At 64.3% G+C, this 24,275-nt stretch carries 21 protein-coding genes; 1 reads left to right on the plus strand and 20 read right to left on the minus strand.

From position 1 onward, the window contains the following. Positions 1-38: 38 nt before the first annotated feature. The 20 genes from kdsA to rpsB form a co-directional block, all read right to left on the minus strand. Positions 39-887, minus strand: a complete 849-nt coding sequence (kdsA, locus tag EC839_RS06740) for a 3-deoxy-8-phosphooctulonate synthase (RefSeq protein ID WP_007159475.1) — start codon at positions 885-887, stop codon at positions 39-41. Positions 888-889: 2 nt separating this feature from the next. Next, complete coding sequence (locus EC839_RS06745; protein ID WP_007159476.1) at positions 890-2,518, minus strand: CTP synthase; 1,629 nt, start codon at positions 2,516-2,518, stop codon at positions 890-892. Positions 2,519-2,660: 142 nt separating this feature from the next. After that, on the minus strand, positions 2,661-3,977 hold the full coding sequence (gene tilS, locus EC839_RS06750) for a tRNA lysidine(34) synthetase TilS (protein WP_007159477.1): 1,317 nt from the start codon (positions 3,975-3,977) through the stop codon (positions 2,661-2,663). A 10-nt stretch (positions 3,978-3,987) separates the two neighbouring features. Further along, on the minus strand, positions 3,988-4,938 hold the full coding sequence (locus EC839_RS06755) for an acetyl-CoA carboxylase carboxyltransferase subunit alpha (protein ID WP_007159478.1): 951 nt from the start codon (positions 4,936-4,938) through the stop codon (positions 3,988-3,990). A gap of 140 nt (positions 4,939-5,078) precedes the next feature. Further along, positions 5,079-8,600, minus strand: coding sequence for a DNA polymerase III subunit alpha (gene dnaE / locus EC839_RS06760; RefSeq protein ID WP_007159479.1), 3,522 nt, complete (start codon positions 8,598-8,600; stop codon positions 5,079-5,081). Positions 8,601-8,676: 76 nt separating this feature from the next. Further along, positions 8,677-9,312 (minus strand): ribonuclease HII, encoded by a 636-nt coding sequence (rnhB, locus tag EC839_RS06765; protein WP_007159480.1) that lies wholly within the window; start codon positions 9,310-9,312, stop codon positions 8,677-8,679. Further along, positions 9,312-10,472: a lipid-A-disaccharide synthase gene (gene lpxB / locus EC839_RS06770; protein WP_039975393.1), complete on the minus strand. Its 1,161-nt coding sequence runs from the start codon at positions 10,470-10,472 to the stop codon at positions 9,312-9,314. Before lpxB ends, rnhB begins: the two co-directional genes overlap by 1 nt. Further along, positions 10,456-11,232 (minus strand): acyl-ACP--UDP-N-acetylglucosamine O-acyltransferase, encoded by a 777-nt coding sequence (gene lpxA / locus EC839_RS06775; protein WP_007159482.1) that lies wholly within the window; start codon positions 11,230-11,232, stop codon positions 10,456-10,458. The genes lpxB and lpxA overlap by 17 nt, the downstream gene beginning before the upstream one ends. Next, on the minus strand, positions 11,229-11,669 hold the full coding sequence (gene fabZ, locus EC839_RS06780) for a 3-hydroxyacyl-ACP dehydratase FabZ (protein WP_007159483.1): 441 nt from the start codon (positions 11,667-11,669) through the stop codon (positions 11,229-11,231). Before fabZ ends, lpxA begins: the two co-directional genes overlap by 4 nt. Before the next feature lie 45 nt (positions 11,670-11,714). Next, positions 11,715-12,788, minus strand: a complete 1,074-nt coding sequence (gene lpxD / locus EC839_RS06785) for a UDP-3-O-(3-hydroxymyristoyl)glucosamine N-acyltransferase (RefSeq protein WP_007159484.1) — start codon at positions 12,786-12,788, stop codon at positions 11,715-11,717. Then, on the minus strand, positions 12,788-13,291 hold the full coding sequence (locus EC839_RS06790; RefSeq protein ID WP_007159485.1) for an OmpH family outer membrane protein: 504 nt from the start codon (positions 13,289-13,291) through the stop codon (positions 12,788-12,790). Before EC839_RS06790 ends, lpxD begins: the two co-directional genes overlap by 1 nt. 38 nt (positions 13,292-13,329) lie before the next feature. Beyond that, positions 13,330-15,723, minus strand: coding sequence for an outer membrane protein assembly factor BamA (bamA, locus tag EC839_RS06795; protein ID WP_132832483.1), 2,394 nt, complete (start codon positions 15,721-15,723; stop codon positions 13,330-13,332). Positions 15,724-15,796: 73 nt separating this feature from the next. Beyond that, a complete protein-coding gene (gene rseP, locus EC839_RS06800) occupies positions 15,797-17,149 on the minus strand; it encodes a sigma E protease regulator RseP (RefSeq protein WP_007159487.1) in 1,353 nt (450 codons plus the stop codon). Positions 17,150-17,215: 66 nt separating this feature from the next. Next, positions 17,216-18,397, minus strand: a complete 1,182-nt coding sequence (ispC, locus tag EC839_RS06805) for a 1-deoxy-D-xylulose-5-phosphate reductoisomerase (protein WP_007159488.1) — start codon at positions 18,395-18,397, stop codon at positions 17,216-17,218. Continuing rightward, positions 18,394-19,209: a phosphatidate cytidylyltransferase gene (locus EC839_RS06810; protein WP_007159489.1), complete on the minus strand. Its 816-nt coding sequence runs from the start codon at positions 19,207-19,209 to the stop codon at positions 18,394-18,396. The genes ispC and EC839_RS06810 overlap by 4 nt, the downstream gene beginning before the upstream one ends. Next, entirely contained in the window at positions 19,209-19,958 is a 750-nt protein-coding gene (gene uppS, locus EC839_RS06815) for a polyprenyl diphosphate synthase (protein WP_027602572.1), read from the minus strand. The genes EC839_RS06810 and uppS overlap by 1 nt, the downstream gene beginning before the upstream one ends. 18 nt (positions 19,959-19,976) lie before the next feature. Continuing rightward, the gene (gene frr / locus EC839_RS06820; RefSeq protein ID WP_007159491.1) at positions 19,977-20,534 is read right to left on the minus strand and encodes a ribosome recycling factor; all 558 of its coding nucleotides are present in this window, start codon (positions 20,532-20,534) and stop codon (positions 19,977-19,979) included. Further along, a complete protein-coding gene (gene pyrH / locus EC839_RS06825; protein ID WP_007159492.1) occupies positions 20,531-21,274 on the minus strand; it encodes a UMP kinase in 744 nt (247 codons plus the stop codon). The genes frr and pyrH overlap by 4 nt, the downstream gene beginning before the upstream one ends. Positions 21,275-21,466: 192 nt before the next feature. Continuing rightward, entirely contained in the window at positions 21,467-22,336 is an 870-nt protein-coding gene (gene tsf, locus EC839_RS06830) for a translation elongation factor Ts (RefSeq protein WP_007159493.1), read from the minus strand. A gap of 131 nt (positions 22,337-22,467) precedes the next feature. Continuing rightward, positions 22,468-23,205, minus strand: coding sequence for a 30S ribosomal protein S2 (gene rpsB / locus EC839_RS06835; RefSeq protein ID WP_007159494.1), 738 nt, complete (start codon positions 23,203-23,205; stop codon positions 22,468-22,470). 286 nt (positions 23,206-23,491) lie between these two features. Here rpsB and map point away from each other — a divergent pair, with 286 nt between their 5' ends. Then, entirely contained in the window at positions 23,492-24,274 is a 783-nt protein-coding gene (gene map / locus EC839_RS06840) for a type I methionyl aminopeptidase (protein ID WP_007159495.1), read from the plus strand. Position 24,275: the final 1 nt, after the last annotated feature.

The raw sequence follows: 24,275 nt of genomic DNA on the forward strand, positions 1-24,275 counted from the left end.
CCTTCGGCTGCGCCTGGGCCTTTTGATTCAGCCGCCGCTTAGGCAGTTTCGATCGGCGTGAACGACTTCACCAGCTCGTCCAGCGCCTTGAGCTGGGCCAGGAAGGGCTCCAGCTTGTCCAGGCGCAGGGCACAGGGGCCGTCGCACTTGGCATGTTCGGGATCCGGATGGGCTTCGAGGAACAGACCGGCCAGGCCCTGGCTCATGCCGGCCTTGGCCAGGTCGGTGACCTGGGCGCGGCGGCCGCCGGCGGAATCGGCACGCCCGCCCGGCATCTGCAGGGCATGGGTGACGTCGAAGAACACCGGGTAGCCGAAGCTCTTCATGATGCCAAAGCCGAGCATGTCGACCACCAGGTTGTTGTAGCCGAAGGAGGAGCCCCGCTCGCAGAGGATCAGCTGGTCGTTGCCGGCTTCTTCGCACTTGGCGAGGATGTGCTTCATCTCCTGGGGCGCGAGGAATTGCGCCTTCTTGATGTTGATCACGGCGTCGGTCTTGGCCATGGCCACCACCAGATCGGTCTGCCGCGAGAGGAAGGCCGGCAGCTGGATGATGTCGCACACCGCCGCCACCGGCGCTGCCTGGTAGGGCTCGTGGACGTCGGTGATCACCGGCATGCCGAAGGTGGCCTTGAGCTCTTCGAAGATGCGCAGGCCGGCTTCCATGCCCGGACCGCGATAGCTGGTCACGGAGGAGCGGTTGGCCTTGTCGAAGCTGGCCTTGAAGACGTAGGGGATGCCCAGCTTCTCGGTCACCTTGACGTATTGCTCGCACACCTGCATGGCCAGGTCGCGGGATTCCAGCACGTTCATGCCGCCGAACAGCACGAAGGGCTTGTCGTTGGCGATCTCGATGCTGCCGACGCGGACGATCTTCTGAGCGGTCATGATCAATCCTTCTTGGCGTAACGCAGGGCGGCGTTGACGAAGCCGCTGAACAGCGGATGGCCGTCACGCGGGGTGGAGGTGAACTCCGGGTGGAACTGGCAGGCGACGAACCAGGGATGATCCGGGGCTTCCACCACTTCGACCAGGGCACCGTCGCCCGAGCGACCGGAGATCTTCAGGCCGGCGGCTTCGATCTGCGGCAGGAGGTTGTTGTTGACCTCGTAGCGGTGACGGTGGCGCTCGACGATGACGTCCTGGCCATAGCAGTCGTGCACCTGGGTACCGCCGATCAGCTGGCACTCCTGGGCGCCCAGGCGCATGGTGCCGCCCAGGTCGGAGCCTTCGGTACGGATCTCGGTGGCGCCGGTGGAATCCTGCCATTCGGTGATCAGGCCGACCACCGGGTGGCCACTGGCCTTGTCGAACTCGGTGGAGTTGGCGTCTTTCCAGCCCAGCACGTTACGGGCGAATTCGATGACCGCCACCTGCATGCCCAGGCAGATGCCCAGGTAGGGGATCTTGTTCTCGCGGGCGTACTGCACGGTGGCGATCTTGCCTTCCACGCCGCGCAGGCCGAAGCCGCCCGGCACCAGGATGGCGTCCACGCCCTTGAGCAGATGGGTGCCCTGCTGCTCGATGTGCTCGGAGTCGATATAGCGCAGGTTGACCTTGGTGCGGCTCTGGATACCAGCGTGGGTCATGGCCTCGATCAGCGACTTGTAGGCGTCGAGCAGCTCCATGTACTTGCCGACCATGGCGATGGTGACTTCCTGCTCGGGGTTGAGCTTGGCGTCCACCACGCGATCCCACTCGGACAGATCGGCCGGCTTGCACTCCAGGCCGAAGCGCTCGACGACGAATTCGTCCAGGCCCTGGGCGTGCAGCACGGAGGGAATGCGGTAGATGGTGTCGACGTCTTCCAGGGAGATGACCGCGCGCTCTTCGACGTTGGTGAAGAGGGCGATCTTGCGGCGGGAAGAGCTGTCGACGGTGTGGTCGGAACGGCAGATCAGCACATCGGGCTGCAGGCCGATGGAGCGCAGTTCCTTGACCGAATGCTGGGTCGGCTTGGTCTTGGTCTCGCCGGCGGTGGCGATGTAGGGGACCAGGGTCAGGTGCATCAGCATGGCACGGCGCGCGCCGATCTCCACCCGCAGCTGGCGGATGGCTTCGAGGAAGGGCTGCGACTCGATGTCACCGACGGTGCCGCCGATCTCCACCAGGGCCACGTCGGCATCGCCGGCGCCCTTGATGATGCGTCTCTTGATCTCGTCGGTGATGTGCGGGATCACCTGCACGGTGGCGCCCAGGTAGTCGCCACGACGCTCCTTGCGCAGGACGTCCATGTAGATGCGACCGGTGGTGAAGTTGTTGTTCTGGGTCACGGTGGTGCGGATGAAGCGCTCGTAGTGACCCAGGTCCAGATCGGTCTCGGCGCCGTCATGGGTGACGAACACCTCGCCGTGCTGGAAGGGGCTCATGGTGCCGGGATCCACGTTGATGTAGGGATCCAGCTTGAGCATGGTGACCTTCAGCCCTCTCGCTTCCAGAATGGCGCCCAGGGAGGCCGAGGCGATGCCTTTCCCCAAAGAAGAAACAACACCGCCCGTGACGAAAATAAAGCGCGTCATGAAAATTCCTAGAATCTGCGTTGAGGCGGAGAGCCGCCGATGAAAGCGAGAGCGGTCGGCCTGGCGCCGGACCAATGCACACCGTCCACTCGGGGCGAGCGGAAAATGCGATATAAGACGGGAGCGTAGTCTAGCCTAAAGGTCATCCCAGCTCAAACCCGCCCATGCCGTCTGCGGGCTGCCACTCAAGCCGCCCTCCCCCCGGCAGCCCATCCAGACCGGGCAGGTTGGCCACCGCCAGCAGTTCGTCGCCGCGCCAGAGCAGCGGCAATCGGCCGCGCAGGAACGGCGGCACCCCCTGCTCGTTGAGCAGACGCTTGAGATCGCGGCTGCCGCGACCCGGTACGACCAGCCGCTCGCCACCCTGGCGATAGCCGATTCGCCAGCCGGATGCGACGACCGGTACGCTGAATCGCAGGCGACCATTCCCCTGGAGTTCCAGGGTGGTTTCCTGCCCGTTAATGGCCCGGGGTGACGGCGCGACCTGCCAGGCCGCGGGCACCCACCAGATCCGCCCTGCCCCCCGGCGCAGACTGCCACCTTCGAGACGCCAGACCGGATCGCCGGCCTCGCCCGCCTCGCGCAATGCCTGCCAACCGGCCCAGTGGGCGCTGTCGGGCTGGCGGGTGAAGCTGTCCAGCCAGACCCGCAGGGCATTGCGCTGGCGTGCCTCGCTCAGGGACTGCAAGGGCGCCAGGGCCAGACTGGGCAAGGGGATCCAGGGGAAAGGCTGTTCGGCCCGCCGAGCCTGCTGCAGATCCTGGCTGGCCAGTTCACCGAGCAATTCGTCGGCTTCGGCCAGATGCCGGGCACTGCGCGCCATGACCTGATCGACGCCCGGCCAGCGGTCGCGTAGCCGCGGCAGCACCTGGTGCCTCAGGTAATTGCGATCCAGCCGGGTATCGGCATTGCTGGGATCCTCGATCCAGTCCAGCCCCTCGGCTTCGGCATAGGCCAGCAGCACGCGCCGCGGCTCGTCCAACAACGGCCGCCAGAGCCGACCGGCGGCCACGGAGCGGGTCTCGGGCATGCCGGCCAGGCCCTTGACCCCCGCGCCGCGCACCAGCCGCTGCAGCAGGGTCTCCAGCTGATCGTCGCGATGCTGGCCCAGCACCAGGCAGCCCTCCCTGGGCAGCACCCGGACGAAGGCGGCATAGCGCGCCTCGCGGGCAGCCCGTTCGAGACTGGCGGCGCCATCGATGTGGACGTGCAGGATATCGAGCGGGATTGCCAGCCCCTGGCAGACCCGGGCGCAGTGCGAGACCCAGGCATCCGCCGCGGCTTGCAGACCATGGTGCACATGCACCGCCTGCAGATCGGCCAGCAACCCCTGTTCGCGCAGCTGCGCGAGGAGATGCAGGAGAACGGTGGAATCGAGTCCGCCGGAAAAGCCCACCCGCCAGTGACGGGTGGGCGGCTGCCGCTCCAGGCGGGCGCGCAGCCGATCCAGCAGACTCATAGGGGCGGGATCAGGCGATGCCGTAGCTCATCAGGCGCTCGTAGCGACGCTCCAGCAGCGCCGGCATGTCGTAGCCCTTGAGTTCGTCCAGCTGTTCCAGCAGCGCGGTGCGCAGGCTGTTGGCCATGGCCTGGGGATCGCGGTGCGCGCCACCCAGGGGCTCGTCGATCACCTGGTCGACGATGTTCAGGCTCTTCAGTCGCTCGGCGGTGATGCCCATGGCCTCGGCGGCATCGGGCGCCTTCTCGGCGGTCTTCCAGAGAATGGAGGCGCAACCTTCCGGCGAGATCACCGAGTAGGTGGAGTGCTGCAGCATGTTGAGCTGGTCGCAGACGCCGATGGCCAGGGCGCCACCGGAACCACCCTCGCCGATCACGGTGGCGATGATGGGGGTCTTCAGGCGCGCCATGACGCGCAGGTTCCAGGCGATGGCCTCGCTCTGGCCACGCTCTTCGGCGTCGATGCCCGGGTAGGCGCCGGGGGTATCGATGAAGGTCAGGATCGGCATCTTGAAGCGCTCGGCCATTTCCATCAGGCGGCAGGCCTTGCGATAGCCTTCCGGACGCGGCATGCCGAAGTTGCGGCGGACCTTCTCGCGGACTTCACGACCCTTCTGGTGGCCGATGACCATCACCGGACGGCCGTCCAGGCGGGCGATGCCACCGACGATGGCCGGATCGTCGGCGAAGTGGCGGTCGCCGTGCAGCTCTTCGAAATCGCTGAACAGGTAGTTGATGTAGTCGAGGGTGTAGGGACGCAGCGGATGACGCGCCAGACGAGCCACCTGCCAGCTGGACAGGTCGCTGAAGATGCTCTTGGTGAGCGCCTGGCTCTTCTCCTGCAACCGGGCGATCTCGTCACTGATGTTCAGCGCATTGTCGTTACCGACCAGTCGAAGTTCTTCGATCTTGGCCTGGAGATCGGCGATGGGCTGTTCGAAATCGAGATAGTTCGGGTTCATGGGCATCCGTTAGTGCAATCTAGAGCCAAGGGCCGGGGCGCCTACCTTAAGGGATCGGACGGGACAGGTCGAGACTCCTGCCACGTCACCGGCACCCGCCGCTGGCGAGGGTTGGGACGAAGCGCACGAGGCGCTCGGACTTAACGATAGTTCAGAAAGACGTTCTCCCTGCCGAACTGGTCACGCAGGGTTTGAATCAGGCCATCGGCCGGGTCGATCCGGTAGTTCTCGCCGAACTGCAGCAGCGCCCGCGCGGTGGGGCCCTGGTAGTCGATGGTGACCGGACAGGCGCCGCGATGACGGCCGCACAACTCGCCCAGCCAGCGCAGCCGGTCGCCGGCCAGTGCCTCGCTACGCACCGCGATCCTGAGGCTTTCCGCCAGGGCGGTCCGGGCTTCTTCCAGCCCCAGCATGCGCTTGGCGCGCAGACGCAGGCCACCGGAGAAATCGTCCTGGCTGACCTCGCCCTCGACGATCACCAGGGCATCGGTCTGCAAGAGCGCCTGGGCGGCGTTGAAGGCTTCGGCGAACAGCGAGGCCTCGATGCGCCCGGACCTGTCGTCCAGGGTGACGAAGCCCATCTTGTCGCCGCGCTTGTTCTTCATCACCCGCAGGTTGACGATCAGCCCGGCGACGGTCTGGGTTTCGCGCGACGGCTTGAGGTCGACGATGCGCTGGCGCGCCAGCCGGCGCACCTCGCCTTCGTATTCCTCGATGGGGTGACCGGTCAGGTACAGCCCCAGGGTTTCCTTTTCCCCGCGCAGGCGCTCCTTGAGATTGAGCTCGCGGGCGCGACGGTGGTTGGCATAGACGTCGGCCTCGGGTTCGGCGAAGACGCCGCCGAAGAGATCGACATGGCCGCTGTTGTGGCTGCGGGCGGTCTGTTCGGCCGAGGCGATGGCCTCCTCCATGGCGGCCAGCAGCACGGCGCGATTCTGGTCGATGGTCGCCTGATAGGCCTTGAGCTCGTCATGGTAGTGCGGACCCAGGCGATCCAGGGCACCGGAGCGGATCAGGGCTTCCAGGGTGCGCTTGTTGATGCGCTTGAGGTCCACCCGCGCGCAGAAGTCGAAGAGGTCCTTGAAGGGGCCTTCGGCCCGCGCCTCGACGATGGCCTCCACCGGCCCCTCGCCCACGCCCTTGATGGCGCCCAGGCCGTAGACGATGCGCCCGCCGTCGTTCACGGTGAACTTGAACTCGGAGATGTTCACGTCCGGCGTATCGATGCGCAGCTTCATGTGGCGGCATTCCTCGATGAGGATCACCACCTTGTCGGTGTTGTGCATGTCCGCCGACAGCACCGCGGCCATAAAGGGCGCCGGATAGTGGGTCTTCAGCCAGGCGGTCTGGTAGGACACCAGGCCGTAGGCCGCCGAGTGCGACTTGTTGAAGCCGTAGCCGGCGAATTTTTCCACCAGGTCGAAGATGTTGCCGGCCAGCTCCGCATCGATGCCGTTGTTGGCGCAGCCTTCGATGAAGCCGCCGCGCTGCTTGGCCATCTCCTCGGGCTTCTTCTTGCCCATGGCGCGGCGCAGCATGTCCGCCTGGCCCAGGGTGTAGCCGCCCATGACCTGGGCGATCTGCATCACCTGTTCCTGGTAGAGGATGATGCCGTAGGTGGGCGCCAGCACCGGCTGCAGGCCTTCGTACTGGTAGTCCGGATGCGGATAGGCCAGCTCGGCGCGGCCGTGCTTGCGGTTGATGAAGTCGTCCACCATGCCCGACTGCAGCGGACCGGGGCGGAACAGCGCCACCAGGGCGATGAGGTCCTCCAGGCAGTCCGGTTTGAGCTTCTTGATCAGCTCCTTCATGCCGCGGGATTCCAGCTGGAAGACGGCGGTGGTCTCGGCCTTCTGCAGCAGGGCATAGGTCGGCTTGTCGTCCAGCGGGATGAAGTCGATGTTGAGCGGCTCGCGCCCCTCCTCCACTTCCGTGCGGTTAATGGTCTCCAACGCCCACTTGATGATGGTCAGGGTGCGCAGACCAAGGAAGTCGAACTTGACCAGACCGGCCTGCTCGACGTCGTCCTTGTCGAACTGGGTCACCAGGCCGTTGCCGTCTTCGTCGCAGGCGATGGGCGAGAAGTCGGTCAGCTTGGTCGGTGCGATCACCACGCCCCCGGCGTGCTTGCCGGTGCCACGGGTGATGCCTTCCAACTTCAAGGCCATGTCCCAGATTTCCTTGGCGTCCTCGTCGGTCGCCAGGAAGTCGCGCAGCGGCTCCTCCTGCTCGAAGGCTTTCTGCAGGGTCATGCCCACTTCGAAGGGGATCATCTTCGACAGGCGGTCGGCCAGGCCATAGGACTTGCCCTGCACCCGCGCCACGTCGCGCACCACCGCCTTGGCGGCCATGGTGCCGAAGGTGATGATCTGGCTCACCGCCTCGCGGCCGTACAGGTCGGCCACGTATTCGATCACCCGGTCGCGACCGTCCATGCAAAAGTCGACGTCGAAGTCGGGCATGGAGATCCGTTCGGGATTGAGGAAGCGCTCGAACAGCAGGTCATAGGCCAGCGGATCGAGGTCGGTGATCTTGAGTACGTAGGCGACCAGGGAGCCGGCACCCGAGCCCCGGCCGGGGCCGACCGGCACGCCGTTGTTCTTCGCCCACTTGATGAAGTCCATCACGATGAGGAAGTAGCCGGGGAAGCCCATCTGGATGATGATGTCGAGCTCGAAGTTGAGTCGGTCGACGTACTCCTGGCGCTTTTCCTCGTAGTTCGGCGTGGTCTCGCGCGGCCAGAGCACGGCCAGGCGCTCTTCCAGGCCCTCGAAGGACACATGGCGCAGGTAGTCGTTGATGGTCATCCCGTTGGGGATCGGGAAGTTGGGCAGGAAGTACTTGCCCAGCTGGATCTCTATGTTGCAGCGCTTGGCGATCTCGACGGTGTTTTCCAGCGCTTCCGGCAGGTCGCTGAACAGCTCGGCCATCTCGGCCGCCGACTTCAGGTACTGCTGGTCGCTGTACTTGCGCTCGCGCCGGGGATCGTCCAGCGGCCGGCCCTCGCCGATGCAGACGCGGGTCTCGTGGGCCTCGAAGTCTTCGGCCTTGAGAAAGCGCACGTCGTTGGTCGCCACCAGGGCGCCCCCGCAGCGATCGGCCAGAGCCACGGCGGCATGCAGGTGCTCTTCGTCACCGACTCGCTCGGTGCGCTGCACCTCCAGATAGAAGCGATCCTGGAAGACCTGCTGCCATTCCTCGAACAGCTGATCGGCCAGCGCCAGGTCGCCTTCGAGCAGCGCCAGGCCGATCTCGCCCTCCTTGGAACCGGACAGGGCGATCAGGCCTTCGCTGGCGTCCTTCACCCAGTCGCGCTGGATAACGATCTGACCGTCCTGCTGGCCTTCCTGGAATCCACGGGACAGCAACTCGGTGAGGTTGCGATAGCCCTTGGCGTTCATGACCAGCAGGGTCATGCGGCTCAGGGGCGCGTCGCCTTCGCGGCCGGCCAGCCAGATGTCGGCGCCGGCGATGGGCTTGATCCCGGCGCCCATGGCCGCCTTGTAGAACTTGACCAGCGAACAGAGGTTGCCCTGGTCGGTCACCGCCACGGCCGGCATTCCGGCGGCTTCGGCAGCCTTGACCAGCCCCTTCACCCGCACGATCCCGTCGACCAGGGAGTATTCCGTGTGGAGACGCAGGTGGACGAAGGATGCGGACATGGCAGAGACCCCTTGATGCATGAGGCGCGAGATTGTACTGGATTGTCGACCCGGGGTCAGAACGCCGCGACGGCCGTCAGTAGGTGGCGATGATCTGGGTGGAGGCCTGGGTCTCGAGGGCGTGCCAGGCGTCCCGCACCGGCGCGAAGGAGCGCCTGTGAATGGGCGTGGGCCCCAGGCGCCGGAGCGCGTCGAGATGTTCGGCGGTGGGATAGCCCTTGTGCCCGGCCAGGCCATAGCCCGGATAGAGGGCATCCAGCACCTGCATCTCGCGGTCGCGGGTCACCTTGGCCAGGATGGACGCCGCGGCGATCGCCGGGACCTGGCTATCGCCCTTCACCACCGGCGCACTGGGCACCGCCAGCTTGGGACAGCGATTGCCATCGATCAGGGCCAGCCGCGGCTGCACCTGGAGGCCTTCCACCGCGCGCTGCATGGCCAGCATGGTGGCGTGCAGGATGTTCAGCCGGTCGATCTCGGCGACCTCGGCGCGGGCCACGCACCAGGCCAGGGCCTTTTCCTGGATCTCGTCGAACAGGGCTTCGCGGCGCGCCAGCGACAGCTTCTTCGAATCGTTCAGGCCGAGGATGGGCTTGCCCGGATCGAGGATCACTGCGGCGGTGACCACGGCGCCGCACAGCGGACCGCGACCGACTTCGTCGACGCCGGCGACCAGCGCCTCGACCAGGTTGAAATCCAGGCCCAGCTGCATCAGCCACGTTGCCGCAGGAGATCCAGCACGGCAGCGGCCGCCTGGACCGAGGCATCGCGCCTCAGGCTGTGATGGATGGCGGCGAAGCTGTCGGTCTGCTGCTGCGGCTGCTCCAGCAGCGGCAGGAGTTCGGCCACCAGCCGCTCCGGCGTCGCCTCGTGCTGGATCAGCTCGGGCACCAGCTTGCGCCCGGCCAGCAGGTTGGGCAGCGAGATGTAGGGACTCTTCACCAGCTGCTTGAGGATCAGATAGGTCAGCGGGGCCACCCGATAGGCCACCACCATGGGTCTCTTGAACAGCAGCGTCTCCAGGGTCGCGGTGCCCGAGGCGATCAGCACGCCATCACAGGCGGCCAGCACCTCATGGGATCGCCCATCGGTCAGCAGCAGCGGCAGCGGCGGCCGGCCTTCCAGCAGCTGCTCCACCTGCGCCCGCCGCGCGGCATTGGCACAGGGCAGAACGAAGCGCACACCAGGACGTACGGCCAGCAATTGGGCGGCGGCGTCGAGGAACAGGGCACCCAGGCGCCCTACTTCACCGCCGCGACTGCCCGGCAGCAGGGCGACGACCTGCCCCTCTTCCGGCAAACCCAGGGCCTGCCGGGCCGCCAGGCGGTCGCTGTCCAGAGGGATGGTATCGGCCAGTGGATGGCCGACGAAGCGCACCGGTACCTGCTGTTCTTCGTAGAAGCGCGCCTCGAAGGGAAACAGGGTCAGCATCAGGTCGCAGCCGTCGCGGATCTTCAGCACCCGCTTCTGCCGCCAGGCCCAGACCGAGGGACTGACATAGTGCACGGCCGGAATGCCGGCGCGATGCAGCTGGGCTTCGATTTCGAGGACGAAATCCGGGGCGTCGATGCCGATGAAGACATCGGGACAGGCGTCGAGCAACTGACTGATCAGCGCCTTGCGCCGACCCAGGAGTTCCCGCAGGCGGCCGAGCACCTCGACCAGCCCCATGACCGCCAGGCGTTCCATGGGAAATTCGGACACCAGCCCTTCGGCTTCCATCCGCGGACCGCCCACGCCCATGAAGGAGATATTCGGATGCTGCGCACGCAGCGCCTGCATCAGACCGGCGCCGAGCAGATCACCCGATGCCTCCCCTGCCACCAGCGCCACGCGTAGCGGGCGCTGGGCGAACTCAGCGGGTGATGCCACGCGTCGCACTCAGGATGGAATCGCGGAACACCGCCACTTCGGGAAACTGCTGAGCCACGGGTTCCAGCTCGCGCAGGGCGTCATCGACGGTCAGGCCCTGGCGGTAGACCACCTTGTAGGCGCGGCGCAATTCCTTGATGGCTTCGGCCGAGAAGCCCCGGCGGCGCATGCCTTCGAAGTTCATGCTGCGGGCCTCGGCCGGATTGCCAAACACCGTGACATAGGCCGGTACGTCCTTGCCGATGGCCGTGCCCATGCCGGAAAAGCTGTGGGCGCCGATGCGGCAGAACTGATGCACCAGGGTATAGCCGGACAGGATCGCCCAGTCGTCGACGTGCACGTGCCCGGCGAGGGCCGTGTTGTTGACCAGGATGCAGTGATTGCCGATCACGCTGTCATGGCCGATGTGCACATAGGCCATCAGCAGGTTGTGATCGCCAAGGGTCGTCTCTTCCCGATCCTGCACGGTACCGCGATGGATGGTGACTCCTTCGCGGATGGTGTTGTGATCGCCGATCCGCAGTCGGGTCGGTTCGCCCTGATACTTGAGGTCGGGAGTATCCTCGCCGATCGACGAGAACTGGAAGATACGATTGTGACGCCCGATCACGGTCGGACCCTTGAGAATGACGTGAGGCCCGATGACGGTCCCCTCGCCAATCTCGACATCCGGTCCGATGATCGACCAGGGGCCGACCTGGACATCGGCGGCGAGCCGTGCCTTGGGGTCGACGATAGCCCTGGGGTCAATCAACGTCATAGCTTGCGTTCCGCACAGATGATTTCAGCCGAACAGACCGGCTTGTCGTCCACACTGGCGTGGCATTCGAATTTCCAGATGCCGCGCTTGGTACTGATGAAGCGAGCGTCAAGCATCAGCTGATCGCCCGGCGTCACCGGCTGGCGAAACCGCAGCTTATCCGATCCGACGAAGTAGTACAGGGTGCCATCGGCCGGCGAGGAATTCATCATCTTGAAGCCGAGCACGCCGGCAGCCTGGGCCATGGCCTCGACGATCAGCACGCCCGGCATGATCGGATGCTGGGGGAAGTGGCCAGTGAAGAAGGGCTCGTTGATGCTGACGTTCTTGTAGGCACGAATGCGCTTGGCTTCGATATCCAGCTCCAGCACGCGATCCACCAATAGAAAGGGATAGCGATGCGGGAGATATTCACGGATCTCGTTGATGTCCATCATGGTCGGGGAAGGCCTGTTCAGAAAGGGGAAACATCCGATGCAGAATCAAGCATCAGAAGCAGCGTCATCCCGCGAGGTCACGGTAGCAACGATTTTTTCCAGATGTTGCAGACGGCGGGCCATGTCGTCGAGGTGACGAATCCGCGCGGCGCTCTTCTTCCATTCGCCGGCCGGCTGCATGGCCGTACCGGAGGAATAGGCGCCAGGCTCGGTAATCGAGCGGGTCACCATGGTCATACCGGTGACGAACACGTGGTCGCACACCTCGATATGACCGACCATGCCCACGCCGCCGGCGATGGTGCAGTGTTTGCCGATCTTGGTACTGCCAGAGATGCCGACGCAGGCGGCCATGGCGGTGTGCTCACCGACCTGGACGTTGTGCGCGATCATGATCTGGTTGTCGAGCTTCACACCATTGCTGATGACCGTGTTCGCCAGGGCGCCCCGGTCGATGGTGGTGTTGGCGCCGATCTCGACGTCGTCGCCGATCAGTACGCCACCCAGCTGGGCGATCTTCTGCCACTGGCCGCGCTCGTTAGCGAAACCGAAGCCCTCGGCGCCAATCACGGCACCCGATTGCACCACGGCACGCTCGCCGATGGTCACGTCGTGATAGAGCGTGACCCGCGGCGCCAGCCAGCTGTCGGCACCGATGACGCTGCGCGCACCCACCACGCAGTGGGCGCCCAGACTGACACCGGCGCCGATGCGCGCCTGCGCCTCGATCACTACGTAGGGACCGATGGCCGCCGTCGGATCGACCTGGGCATCCGCCGCGACCAGTGCGGTGGGATGGATACCGGCTGCGCTGCGCGGCTTGCGATCGAACAGATGGGAAAGGCGCGCATAGGCCAGATAGGGATTCGCCAGGATCAGGGCGTCACCGGTGTAGCCGTCGGCGTCCTTTTCCGTCAGCAGCACGGCCCCGGCCTGGGTGTCGGCCAGGTACCGGCGGTACTGCGGATTGGCGAGAAAACTCAACTGCTCAGGACCGGCCTCGGGCAGGGTAGCCAGACCGGTCACCAGGCGCTCGGACGAACCGCGTAACTCCACGGTCAACTGGCGGCTTTCCAGCCACTGCGCCAGTTCGCCCAGCGTAAAGGTGCTATGGCTCATCAACGACCCGCGTTCATGCGCTCGATGACCTGGCGCGTGATGTCGTACTGCGGCTTCACGTCCACCACGGCGCCACGCTCGAGCACCAGATCGTAATCACCCTTCTTCAGCACCTCTTCCACGGCCTTGTCCAGGCGCGGCTTGAGCAGCTTGAGCATGTCGCGATCCGAGGCCGCCTTGGCATCGTTGAGTTCCTTGGACTGGAACTGGAAGTCACGGGCCTTCTGGCGGAAGTCGTTCTCCAGGCGGGTGCGCTCGGCCTGGGCCATCTTGTCACCGCCCTTGTTGAGTTTGTCCTGGATGTCCTTGGCGGAGCTTTCCAGACCCTTGAGCTTGTTCAGCTGGGGACCGAACTTCTTCTCGGAATCCACCGCGTATTTCTTGGCGGCGTCGGATTCCAGCAGGGCCATCTGGTAGTTCAGGACAGCGATCTTGGTATCGGCGAACACCGGAGCGGCGACGAGAACGGCAGCGAACAGAGCGTAGCGGGTGTACTTGTGCACAGTTGACTCCTGCGTAAAGCGCAAAGGTGTAGCCTGGGTCAGAACGTCTGACCCAGCGAGAACTGGAAGACCTGCGGATCGGAGTTGCTCGGCTTCTTGACCGGCACGCCCAGGCTGAAGCTCAGCGGACCGAGGGCGGTGACCCAGGTCACGCCAACGCCGACGGAACTGGCCATATTCGAGAAGCTGACGTCGCCGCAGTTTTTGGTCGAGTTCAGGTAGCACTTGGTGCTGAACACGTTACCCACGTCCCAGAAGAGCACGGTCCGCAGGGACTTCTGGTCCTTCACGAAAGGCAGAGGGAACAGGTATTCCATACCGCCGGTGATCAGGACGTTGCCACCGAAGGCCTCGTCGTTCTCCCGATCACGATAGCCCTGACCTTGGGCGCCATACTTGGTACCCAATTCAGGTCTTTCAGGATCTTTATATTGCGGAGGCGTTGTACGCGGCCCCAGGCTGCTGTCTTCGAAACCCCGTACCGAGTTGAAGCCGCCGGCATAGTAGTTCTCGTAGAACGGCAGGCCATCGGTGCTGCCATAGCCGTCGCCGTAACCCAGCTCGGTATGGAAGCGCAGCGCCGTATTGTCGGTCAGCGGGGTGAACAGCTGGCCGCGATAGTCAAGCTTGTAGAAGCTCAGGTCGCTGCCCGGGATGGTGATCTGGCCGGTCAGGCTCTGGGAGGCCCCACGGGTGGGCAGGACGCCACGGTTCAGCGTCGAGCTCGACCAGCCGATGCTGGCCTTGAAGTTGGTGAAATTGTCCCCTTCGCGCTCGACGAAATCATAGATCTCGTCGGCACTGTAGGTACCGGGATTGATCTCGTCGTTCTGCACGCTCAGACCATAGGTCAGGCGCGAGGTCTCGCTGATCGGATAGCCCAGAGTGACACCGGTACCCAGGCTGTTGATCGAGTAGTAGGAAACGTCACTGTCGTACAGTTTGCTGTAGTCGGTGCTGCGATAGAAGATGTTGTAGCCCAGGCTCACGCCATCCGGCGTGAAGTAGGGATCGGTGAAGCTGAAGTTGTAGCGACTCTGGTACTGGGAACGGGTCAGACCGATGCTGACCTGATTGCCGGTGCCCAGGAAGTTGTTCTGGCTGATGGAACCACCGAGGATCAGACCGGCGCTCTGGGCGAAGCCGATGCTGGCGGTGATGGAGCCCGACGGCTGCTCTTCGACGTTGTAGTTGACGTCGACCATGTCGTCGGTACCGGGTACCTGGGGCGTCTCGACCTTGACTTCCTTGAAGTAGCCCAGGCGCTCGAGGCGGGTCTTGGACTGGTCGATGAGGTAGGTGGAGGCCCAACCGCCCTCCATCTGGCGCATCTCGCGACGCAGCACCTCGTCCTCGGTCTTGGTGTTGCCGCGGAAGTTGATGCGATTGACGTAGGCGCGCTTGCCCGGATCGACTACATAGGTGAGGGACACACTGTGGTCGTCGTCATGGGGCTCGGGCAGGCCGTTGACGTTGGCGAAGGTATAGCCTTCATTGCCCAGACGGCGGGTGATCAGGTCCGAGGTGCTGGTCATGACCTTGCGCGAGAAGACCTGGCCCGGCTGGACCAGCATCAGTTTGCGCAGCTCTTCCTCCGGCACCTTGAGGTCGCCGGACAGCTTGACTTCACGAACGGTGTACTTCTGCCCTTCGTTAACGTTGACCGTGATGTAGACGTGCTTCTTGTCGGGCGTGATGGACACCTGGGTCGAGGTGATGTCCATGTTGATGTAGCCGCGGTCCAGGTAATAGGAACGCAGGCGCTCGAGGTCACCCGCCAACTTTTCCCGGGAGTACTTGTCATCGTTGCGGAAGAACGACAGCCAGTTGCTCGGCTTGAGCTCGAACAGGGAGGTCAGGTCATCCTCGGCGAAGGCCGTGTTGCCCACCACGTTGACGTGGGAGATGGTCGCCACCTCGCCTTCGTTGATGGTGATCTTCAGCTGCACCCGGTTACGGGGCTGCGGCACCACCTCGGCGTCGATGCTGGCGGAGTAGCGGCCCTGGGCGACGTACTGGCGCAGCAGTTCGTTGCGCACGCCTTCCAGCGTTGCGCGCTGGAAGATCTCGCCTTCGGCGAGACCGGCCTGCTTGAGACCCTTCATCAGGTCGTCGCTGGAGATCGCCTTGTTGCCTTCCAGGGTGATGCTGGAAATGGAGGGACGCTCGACCAGGTTCACGACCAGGACGTTGCCGTCACGACCCAGCTGGATGTCCTGGAAGAATCCGGTACGGAAGAGCGAGCGGGAGGCTTCGGCCAACTTATTGTCGTCGACGGATTCGCCGACGTTGAGCGGCAGGGCACCGAAGACGCTGCCGGACGATACTCGTTGCAGTCCGTTGACGCGGATATCGGAGATGGTGAAGGACTCGGCGTGTACCTCGCCGATCATCAGCGCGGCTATTACCGCAGGTAGCAGCAGGCGTTTCATGAGTCCCTTTTATTCCAACTGGCAAATAAAGAATCTGCCGCACGGGGCGGCAGATTCGGCAATCAGCAGAGTGTCAGAGGCGACCGAGGTCATTGACCAAGGCCAGCAGCATCACACCCACGACGAGGCTAATACCGATCTGCATGCCCCATGTCTGTACACGCTCGGACAAGGGCCGCCCGCGAATCCACTCGACGAAGTAGAAGACCAGATGACCGCCGTCGAGCACAGGGATAGGCAACAGATTCAGAACCCCCAGGCTTATGCTCAGGTACGCCAGAAAATTGAGGAAATCCCCCAGGCCTGACTGAGCTGAAGCGCCCGCCACTTTAGCAATGGTTATCGGCCCGCTCAAGTTTTTTACCGACAGCTCTCCCAAGAGCATCTTCTTCAGGGAAACCAGCGTCAGCACGCTCATCTGCCAGGTTCGGCTGATACCTTCGCCCACTGCCGCCACGGGTCCGTAGCTGATTTCGCGAACCATTTCCGCTGGCCACTTGACCGGCGCCACACCCGCGCCGAGGTAACCGGTCTCGGCGCTATCGACGCGCCGCGCGCCCAGGCGCAGGGACAGCTCGCGTCGCTGACCCTCGCGCTCATAGCTCACCTTGACCTGCTGATCCGGGTGCGCCCGCACCCAGTCCACGGCCTGCTGCCAGTCACCGATGGGCGTATCGTTCAGGGCGATGAGGCGATCACCCGCCTGGAGGCCAGCGGCTTTCGCCGGACCGGCCGGATCCAGCTCGGCGAAGATGGCCGGAATCTGCGGCCGCCAGGGTTTGAGACCCAGCGCCTGGATCGGGTCCGGATCTTCCGCGCCGCGCAGCCAGCCGTCGAGCTGGATGACCACGTTCTGCTCGGCAGTGGTGCCCGGGACCCGGTAGCTCAGGCGTAGCGGACCGCTTTCACCCAGGCGATCGACCAGGCGCAGATTGACCGCCGACCAGCTGTCTACCGCCGCGTCATCGACCGCGGTCAGTTCGGCGCCCGCCGGGATACCCGCGGTGGCAGCCAGGGTATCAGGCGTGACCGATCCCACCACCGGACGCGGCTGCTGGGAGCCGAGCATGGCCAGCACCCAGAAGAACAGGATGGCGAGCAGGAAGTTGGCGATCGGACCGGCGGCGACGATGGCGATGCGCTGGCGTACCGTCTTGCGATTGAAGGCGGCATGCTGTTCTTCAGGCGCCACCGGCGCTTCGCGCTCGTCCAGCATCTTCACGTAGCCGCCCAGCGGGATCGCGGCCACCACGAATTCGGTGCCCTGGCGATCGTGCCAGCGCAGCAGCGGTTTGCCGAAGCCAACGGAGAAGCGCAGGACCTTGACGCCGCAACGGCGCGCCGTCCAGAAATGGCCATACTCGTGGATGGTCACCAGCACGCCCAGGGCGATCAGGGTTCCCAGTATCGTATAAAGGATGGACATTGGCTGCCTCCGCTACCTCAGTGTGCAGATTCTGCGGACTCGCAGGCCAGGTGTCGAGGCGCGGGATCAGCGTCTCGACAGCCACTCCCGAGCCAGCTGCCGAGCGGTGCTGTCGGCCGCGAAGACCGTGTCGAGATCGCTGGCCGGACAGGGCTCGACAGCCTTGAGCACCGCTTCGATCAGCTGCGGGATCTCGGTAAAGCCTAGTCGCCCCTCGAGAAAGGCCTCGACGGCGACCTCGTTGGCCGCATTGAGCGTGGCCGGCATGCAACCGCCCGCCTGGGCCGCCTCCCGCGCCAGCCGCAGGCAGGGAAAGCGATCTTCGTCGGGCCGTTCGAAGTCGAGCCGGCCGATCTCGAACAGGTTCAGCGCCGCGACGCCGGAGTCGATGCGCTCGGGCCAGGCCAGGGCATGGGCGATAGGGGTGCGCATGTCGGGATTGCCCAGCTGGGCCAGTACCGAGCCATCCACGTAGTCCACCAGCGAATGAATCACGCTCTGGGGATGGATGACCACCTCGACCTGCTCCGGCGTCGCCTCGAACAGCCAGCAGGCTTCGATCAGCTCCAGCCCCTTGTTCATCAGGGTCGCGGAGTCCACCGAAATCTTGCGCCCCATGGACCACTTGGGATGGGCACAGGCCTGATCCGGGGTCACCCCGGTCAGTTGTTCGGCCGGCGTCTCGCGGAACGGGCCGCCCGAAGCGGTGAGCAGGATGCGTCTTACGCCCTTGCGGGCCAGGCCGGGCGTCGCCGGATCGGCCAGGCACTGGAAGATGGCATTGTGCTCACTGTCGATGGGCAGCAGGGTCGCGCCACTGGCCTGCACGGCCTCGATGAAGAGCGCGCCGCTCATGACCAAGGCTTCCTTGTTGGCCAGCAGTACGCGCTTGCCGGCCTTGACCGCCGCCAGGGTGGGCTTCAGACCCGCCGCGCCGACGATGGCCGCCATGACGGTATCCACCTGGGGATGGGCCGCGATGGCCTCCAGGCCACCCTCCCCCACCAGGATCTCGGGGCGGGCTTCAGCCCCTTGCAGCAAAGCGGCCAACTGCTCGGCGGACGCCTGATCCGGCACGGCTGCATAGACCGGCTGGAAACGCCGGCAGAGGTCTGCCAGCTCGATCAGTCGACGATGCCCGCTGAGGGCGAAGATGCGATAGCGATCGGGATACCGGGCCACGACATCCAGGGTGCTGGCGCCGATGGAGCCCGTCGCACCCAGGACACAAAGCTGCTGGAGACTCACTGGACACCCCAGCCGGCCCACCAGAGCAGCAGGGCGAACAGCGGTACGGCGGCCGTGAGGCTGTCGATGCGATCCAGCACGCCACCGTGCCCCGGCAGCAACTGGCTGCTGTCCTTGAGCCCGGCCTGACGCTTGAACATACTTTCGGTGAGATCACCCACTACCGAGATCAGCACCACGCAGGCGGCGCCGATAAGTGCCTGCAGGAGGTCGCCCAGGCCCCAGCCACGGACCAGACCGAGCACCAGAGTAGCCACCAGCGCGGCGGCCAGGCCGCCATAGAGACCTTCCCAGCTCTTGCCCGGACTCACGGCCGGCGCCAGCTTGCGCTTGCCGAAGGCCCGCCCGGAAAAATAGGCGAAGATGTCGGCCAGCCACACCAGCATCATCACCTCGAGAATCAGCAGATTGCCACCCGGTGCCGCCTTGAGCAGCATCAGCCCCTGCCAGGCCGGGACCAGCACCACCAGACCGATCAGCAGGCGCCGCCAGGAGGCCTGCCAGGCGCGAGCGCTGTCGGGATAGGTAAGCACCAGCACAGTCGCATAGAGCCACCAGGCCAGACTGATGAACAGCAGGCCATGGGCACCGGCGGGGAGCCACCAGCAGAGCAGCAGCGCCAGCGCGACCACGGCGGCATAGGCGCAACGCAGCGGCTGGGCTTCCAGACCCGCCAGCCGCGCCCATTCCCAGGCGCCCAGGACCACGACCGCACCGATGAACAGGGCGAAAGCCGCCCCTTCCAGCCAGAAAAATCCGGCCAGGGCGATGGGCAGGAGCACCATCGCCGTGATAACTCGCTGCTTCAGCATTAGGCGCGTAGCTCCGCTTCCACCTGTTCGCAGGTCCGGCCAAACCGCCGCTGGCGGGTGGCAAAGTCCGCCAGGGCGGCGTGCATGGCCTCGTGCTTGAAGTCCGGCCAGAACAGGTCGGAGAAATACAGCTCGGCATAGGCGATCTGCCAGAGCAGGAAGTTGCTGACCCGGCGCTCGCCACCGGTGCGGATGCACAGGTCGGGCAGCGGCAGGTCGGCAGTCGCCAGACAGCCTTGCAGCAACTCGGGCGTGATCTCACCCGGCTGCAGCGAACCCTGCTGGACCCGCGCCGCCAGCTGCTGGGCGGCCTGGGTGATATCCCACTGCCCCCCGTAGTTGGCGGCGATCTGCAGCACGAACCGGGTGTGATGGGCAGTGAGCGCCTCGACTTCCGCCATGGCCGCCTGCAGCTCCGGATGGAACAGCGAGCGATCGCCGATGATGCGCAGCCGGATGCCATTCTGGTGCAGCTTCTTCGCCTCCCGCCGCAGGGCGGACAGGAAGAGCTCCATCAGGGCGCCGACCTCGTCGGCCGGACGCCGCCAGTTCTCGCTGGAAAAGGCGAACAGCGTCAGCACCTCGACGCCCGCATCGCCGCACACCTCGATGACCGCGCGCACGGCGTCCACTCCGGCCTTGTGACCGGCGACGCCCGGCAGCAGCCGACGGCGCGCCCAGCGATTGTTCCCATCCATGATGATCGCCACGTGACGTGGCACCACCTTGCCTGGCTTGCTCATGCCCATGTTACGTCCCAACCGTTGTCAAACAGCCATCAAGTCGGCTTCCTTGGCCTCCAGAGCCTTGTCCACCTCGGCGACGAATTTATCAGTCAGCTTCTGGACTTCGTCCTGAGCGCGACGATCCTCGTCTTCACTGATTTCCTTTTCCTTGAGCAGATCCTTGAGCTGAGCCAGGGCATCGCGACGGATGTTGCGCACGGAAACCCGCGCCTGCTCGGCCTCGGCACGCGCCTGCTTGGTGAAGCCCTTGCGGGTCTCTTCGGTCAGCGCCGGCATCGGTACGCGAATGGTGGTCCCGGCGGTGGCCGGATTGAGGCCCAGGTCGGAGGTCATGATGGCCTTCTCGACCGCCTGGATCATGCTCTTGTCGAACACGCTCAGGGCCAGGGTCCGCGAATCCTCGACGGTGACGTTGGCCACCTGACGCAGCGGGGTGTCGCTGCCGTAGTAGGACACCATGACGCTATCCAGGATGCTCGGATGAGCGCGTCCGGTACGGATCTTGGCAAAGGCGTGGCCCAGGGCTTCCAGGGTCTTGGTCATGCGCGTCTGCGCATCCTTCTTGATCTCGTTGATCATGCTGCTCCCTCCTCGATCAGGGTGCCCTCACCACCGCCCACCACGATATTGAGCAGGGCGCCGGGCTTGTTCATGTTGAAAACCCGCAGGGGCATGCTGTGGTCACGGCAGAGACAGATGGCCGTGAGATCCATGACACCCAGCTTGCGGTCGAGCACTTCGTCGTAGGTCAGGCGCTCGAATTTTTCGGCATTGGGATCCTTGAAGGGATCGGCCGTGTATACACCATCCACCTTGGTGGCCTTGAGCACCAGATCGGCCTCGACCTCGATGGCGCGCAGGCAGGCGGCGGAATCGGTGGTGAAGAAGGGGTTGCCGGTACCGGCGGAGAAGATGACGACTTCGCCATCCTTCAGCTGACGCAGGGCCTTGCGCCGATCGTACTGATCGGTCACGCCGACCATGGAGATGGCGGACATCACCGTGGCGGGAATGTTGGAACGCTCCAGGGCGTCGCGCATGGCCAGGGCGTTCATCACCGTGGCCAGCATGCCCATGTGGTCACCGGTCACCCGATCCATACCGGCAGCGGACAAGGCCGCGCCGCGGAACAGGTTGCCACCGCCGATCACCAGACCGACCTGGACACCGATACCCACCAGCTGGCCGATCTCCAGCGACATGCGATCCAGCACCTTCGGGTCGATCCCGAAGTCTTCACTTCCCATCAGGGCTTCGCCACTGAGCTTCAGCAGAATACGCTTGTAACGGGGTTGGCGACCACTCATCTGCTGTGCCATTCACTCTCTCCTGTGGCGATGAACATGTGCGGGGGATTTTGATCCAGCGATAGGAAAGCGCAACCGCAGTTGCGTTCACTCCAATCGGCAAAAAACTCCTTGGAAGAGCAGAAATCAGACCTGCCTTCCAATTTGACAAAGAGGCCGCGCGCTCGAAGCGGGCGGCCTCCTGGTCAACGGCAGATGCCGGGCTTACTGCTTGCTGGCAGCCAGCTGGGCAGCCACTTCGGCAGCGAAGTCGACTTCGGCCTTCTCGATGCCTTCGCCCACTTCGTAACGCACGAAGGAGACGATTTCGGCGCCGGCTTTCTTGGCCAGTTCACCGACCTTGACTTCCGGATCCTTGATGAAGGGCTGCTCAACCAGGCTGGCTTCGGCCAGGAACTTGTTGATACGACCCTTGACCATGTTCTCCACGATGTTTTCCGGCTTGCCGGCGATCTTGTCGGCATTCAGCGCCAGGAAGATTTCCTTTTCCTTGGCGACAGCTTCTTCGGAAACCTGGGAGGGATTCAGGAACTGGGGATTGCTCGCCGCGACGTGCATGGCGATTTCCTTGGCCAGCTCGGCGGTGCCACCCTGCAGGGTAACGACTACACCGATGCGGTGACCGTGGAGGTAGGCGCCAACGACATCGCCTTCGACACGGGTCAGACGACGGATGTTGACGTTCTCGCCGCACTTGGCGACCAGGGCCTCACGGGCGGCTTCCTGAGCGGCGATCAGCGGAGCGGCATCGCTCATCTTCTCGGCGAAGGCCTTGTCCAGGCTGGCGGCGACGAAGCCCTTGAAGTCGTCCTGCAGAGCCAGGAAATCGGTCTGGGAGTTGACTTCGATGATGACGGCAGCCTTGTGATCGTCAGCGACCTTGACCGCGATGGAGCCTTCGGCAGCCACGTTACCGGCTTTCTTGGCGGCTTTGATGGCGCCAGCGGCACGCATGTCGTCGATGGCCTTCTCGATGTCGCCACCGGCAGCGGCCAGGGCCTTCTTGCAATCCATCATGCCTTGGCCGGTGCGCTCGCGCAGTTCTTTGACCAGGGCTGCAGTGATTTCTGCCATGTTTGAAATCCTCTTGAATCGGTTTCGAGGTCACTCCGCACGGAGACGGAGCCAATGAAACGCCAGTAGGCAAAAAGGGGGCTAGGCCCCCTTCTCGCACGTCGAACCGCTCGACCCTAGGGTCGACCTGCTCAGCCCTCGACGGCTTCGGCAGCGGTTTCTTCGACGAATTGCTCGTTGGCACCGCCGTTGTTGCCGCCACGGATCACGGCATCAGCAACGCTGCTCAGGTACAGCTGAACGGCGCGGAAGGCGTCGTCGTTGCCAGGGATGACGTAGTCAACGCCTTCCGGGCTGCTGTTGGTATCGACTACGCCGATGACCGGGATACCCAGCTTGTTGGCTTCGGTGATGGCGATGCGCTCGTGGTCGACGTCGACGACGAACAGGGCATCCGGCAGACCGCCCATGTCCTTGATACCACCCAGGCTGCGCTCGAGCTTCTCGAGGTCGCGGGTGCGCATCAGGGCTTCTTTCTTGGTCAGCTTGTCGAAAGTACCGTCCTGGGACTGGACTTCCAGATCGCGCAGACGCTTGATCGAGGCACGGATGGTCTTGTAGTTGGTGAGCATGCCGCCCAACCAGCGATGGTCGACGAAGGGCTGACCGCAACGAGCGGCTTCTTCGCGAACGATCTTGCCGGCGGAACGCTTGGTGCCGACGAACAGGATCTTGTTTTTGCCGGAAGCCAGGCGCTCAACGAAGGTCAGGGCCTCGTTGAACATCGGCAGGGTCTTTTCGAGGTTGATGATGTGGATCTTGTTGCGTGCGCCGAAGATGTACTTGCCCATCTTCGGGTTCCAGTAACGGGTTTGGTGGCCGAAATGCACGCCGGCTTTCAGCATGTCACGCATGGAGACTTGAGACATTTAGATGTTCCTCGTAGTCGGGTTGGGCCTCCACGCATCCCAATGACCAACTTCCCATCGGGAAGCACCCAGGTCATCGTGTCGATGCGTGTGTGGGGTTAGGAGCGCTAAAGGGCGGAGCCCCGAAAAAGCGCGCGACTTTATATCACGCCTTGCCGGATACCACCAGCGGCGATTGCCGGACACCGGAGATCCGGGGCCGCGCCGGTGACCACAGTGCGGGCGCCGGCTCTGATAGAATAGCGGATCGAAAGCTGACACCCGGCGTGATACCTAGAGATTTCCGATGACCGTCATCCTCAAGACCCCTGAAGACATCGCCAAGATGCGCATCGCCGGCCAACTGGCCGCCGAGGTGCTCGAAATGCTGGACGAGCACGTGCGTCCCGGCATCACCACCGAAGAACTGGATCGACTGGCCCACGACTATATCGTCAACGTGCAGCAGGCCATCCCCGCCCCGCTGAACTACAAGGGCTATCCCAAATCCATCTGCACCTCGCTGAACCACGTGGTCTGCCACGGCATTCCCAATGACAAGCCGCTCAAGAGCGGCGACATCATGAACGTGGACATCACCGTGATCAAAGACGGCTACCACGGCGACACCAGCAAGATGTACCTGGTGGGCGACGTGCCCGAGTGGGCCGAGCGCCTCTGCCAGATCACCCAGGAATGCCTCTACAAGGGCATCGACCTGGTCCGCCCCGGGGCGCGCCTGGGCGATATCGGCGAGGTCATCCAGAAGCACGCCGAAAAGAACGGCTTCTCGGTGGTTCGCGAATACTGCGGCCACGGCATCGGCAAGGGCTTCCACGAAGAGCCGCAGGTGGTGCACTACGGTCGCGCCGGCACGGGCCTAGAGCTGCAGGCCGGGATGATCTTCACCATCGAGCCGATGATCAACCAGGGCCGCTACGAGACCCGCCTGCTGGGCGATGGCTGGACCGCCATCACCAAGGACCGCAAGCTGTCCGCGCAGTGGGAGCACACGGTGCTGGTCACCGAACAGGGTTACGAGATCCTGACCCTCAGAAAGGACGAAACCTTTCCCCGCGTTTCTGCGTGAG

Source organism: Pseudomonas sp. JUb52 (assembly GCF_004341115.1).
Taxonomy (GTDB): domain Bacteria; phylum Pseudomonadota; class Gammaproteobacteria; order Pseudomonadales; family Pseudomonadaceae; genus Chryseomonas; species Chryseomonas oryzihabitans.

What these genes read in the sequence shown, in the direction of transcription:
- kdsA (WP_007159475.1), bottom strand. Translation starts at nt 887, where the DNA reads ATGACCGCTCAGAAGATCGTCCGCGTCGGCAGCATCGAGATCGCCAAC.
- EC839_RS06745 (WP_007159476.1), bottom strand. Translation starts at nt 2,518, where the DNA reads ATGACGCGCTTTATTTTCGTCACGGGCGGTGTTGTTTCTTCTTTGGGG.
- tilS (WP_007159477.1), bottom strand. Translation starts at nt 3,977, where the DNA reads ATGAGTCTGCTGGATCGGCTGCGCGCCCGCCTGGAGCGGCAGCCGCCC.
- EC839_RS06755 (WP_007159478.1), bottom strand. Translation starts at nt 4,938, where the DNA reads ATGAACCCGAACTATCTCGATTTCGAACAGCCCATCGCCGATCTCCAG.
- dnaE (WP_007159479.1), bottom strand. Translation starts at nt 8,600, where the DNA reads ATGTCCGCATCCTTCGTCCACCTGCGTCTCCACACGGAATACTCCCTG.
- rnhB (WP_007159480.1), bottom strand. Translation starts at nt 9,312, where the DNA reads ATGCAGCTGGGCCTGGATTTCAACCTGGTCGAGGCGCTGGTCGCCGGC.
- lpxA (WP_007159482.1), bottom strand. Translation starts at nt 11,232, where the DNA reads ATGACGTTGATTGACCCCAGGGCTATCGTCGACCCCAAGGCACGGCTC.
- fabZ (WP_007159483.1), bottom strand. Translation starts at nt 11,669, where the DNA reads ATGATGGACATCAACGAGATCCGTGAATATCTCCCGCATCGCTATCCC.
- lpxD (WP_007159484.1), bottom strand. Translation starts at nt 12,788, where the DNA reads ATGAGCCATAGCACCTTTACGCTGGGCGAACTGGCGCAGTGGCTGGAA.
- bamA (WP_132832483.1), bottom strand. Translation starts at nt 15,723, where the DNA reads ATGAAACGCCTGCTGCTACCTGCGGTAATAGCCGCGCTGATGATCGGC.
- rseP (WP_007159487.1), bottom strand. Translation starts at nt 17,149, where the DNA reads ATGTCCATCCTTTATACGATACTGGGAACCCTGATCGCCCTGGGCGTG.
- EC839_RS06810 (WP_007159489.1), bottom strand. Translation starts at nt 19,209, where the DNA reads ATGCTGAAGCAGCGAGTTATCACGGCGATGGTGCTCCTGCCCATCGCC.
- uppS (WP_027602572.1), bottom strand. Translation starts at nt 19,958, where the DNA reads ATGGGCATGAGCAAGCCAGGCAAGGTGGTGCCACGTCACGTGGCGATC.
- frr (WP_007159491.1), bottom strand. Translation starts at nt 20,534, where the DNA reads ATGATCAACGAGATCAAGAAGGATGCGCAGACGCGCATGACCAAGACC.
- pyrH (WP_007159492.1), bottom strand. Translation starts at nt 21,274, where the DNA reads ATGGCACAGCAGATGAGTGGTCGCCAACCCCGTTACAAGCGTATTCTG.
- tsf (WP_007159493.1), bottom strand. Translation starts at nt 22,336, where the DNA reads ATGGCAGAAATCACTGCAGCCCTGGTCAAAGAACTGCGCGAGCGCACC.
- rpsB (WP_007159494.1), bottom strand. Translation starts at nt 23,205, where the DNA reads ATGTCTCAAGTCTCCATGCGTGACATGCTGAAAGCCGGCGTGCATTTC.
- map (WP_007159495.1), top strand. Translation starts at nt 23,492, where the DNA reads ATGACCGTCATCCTCAAGACCCCTGAAGACATCGCCAAGATGCGCATC.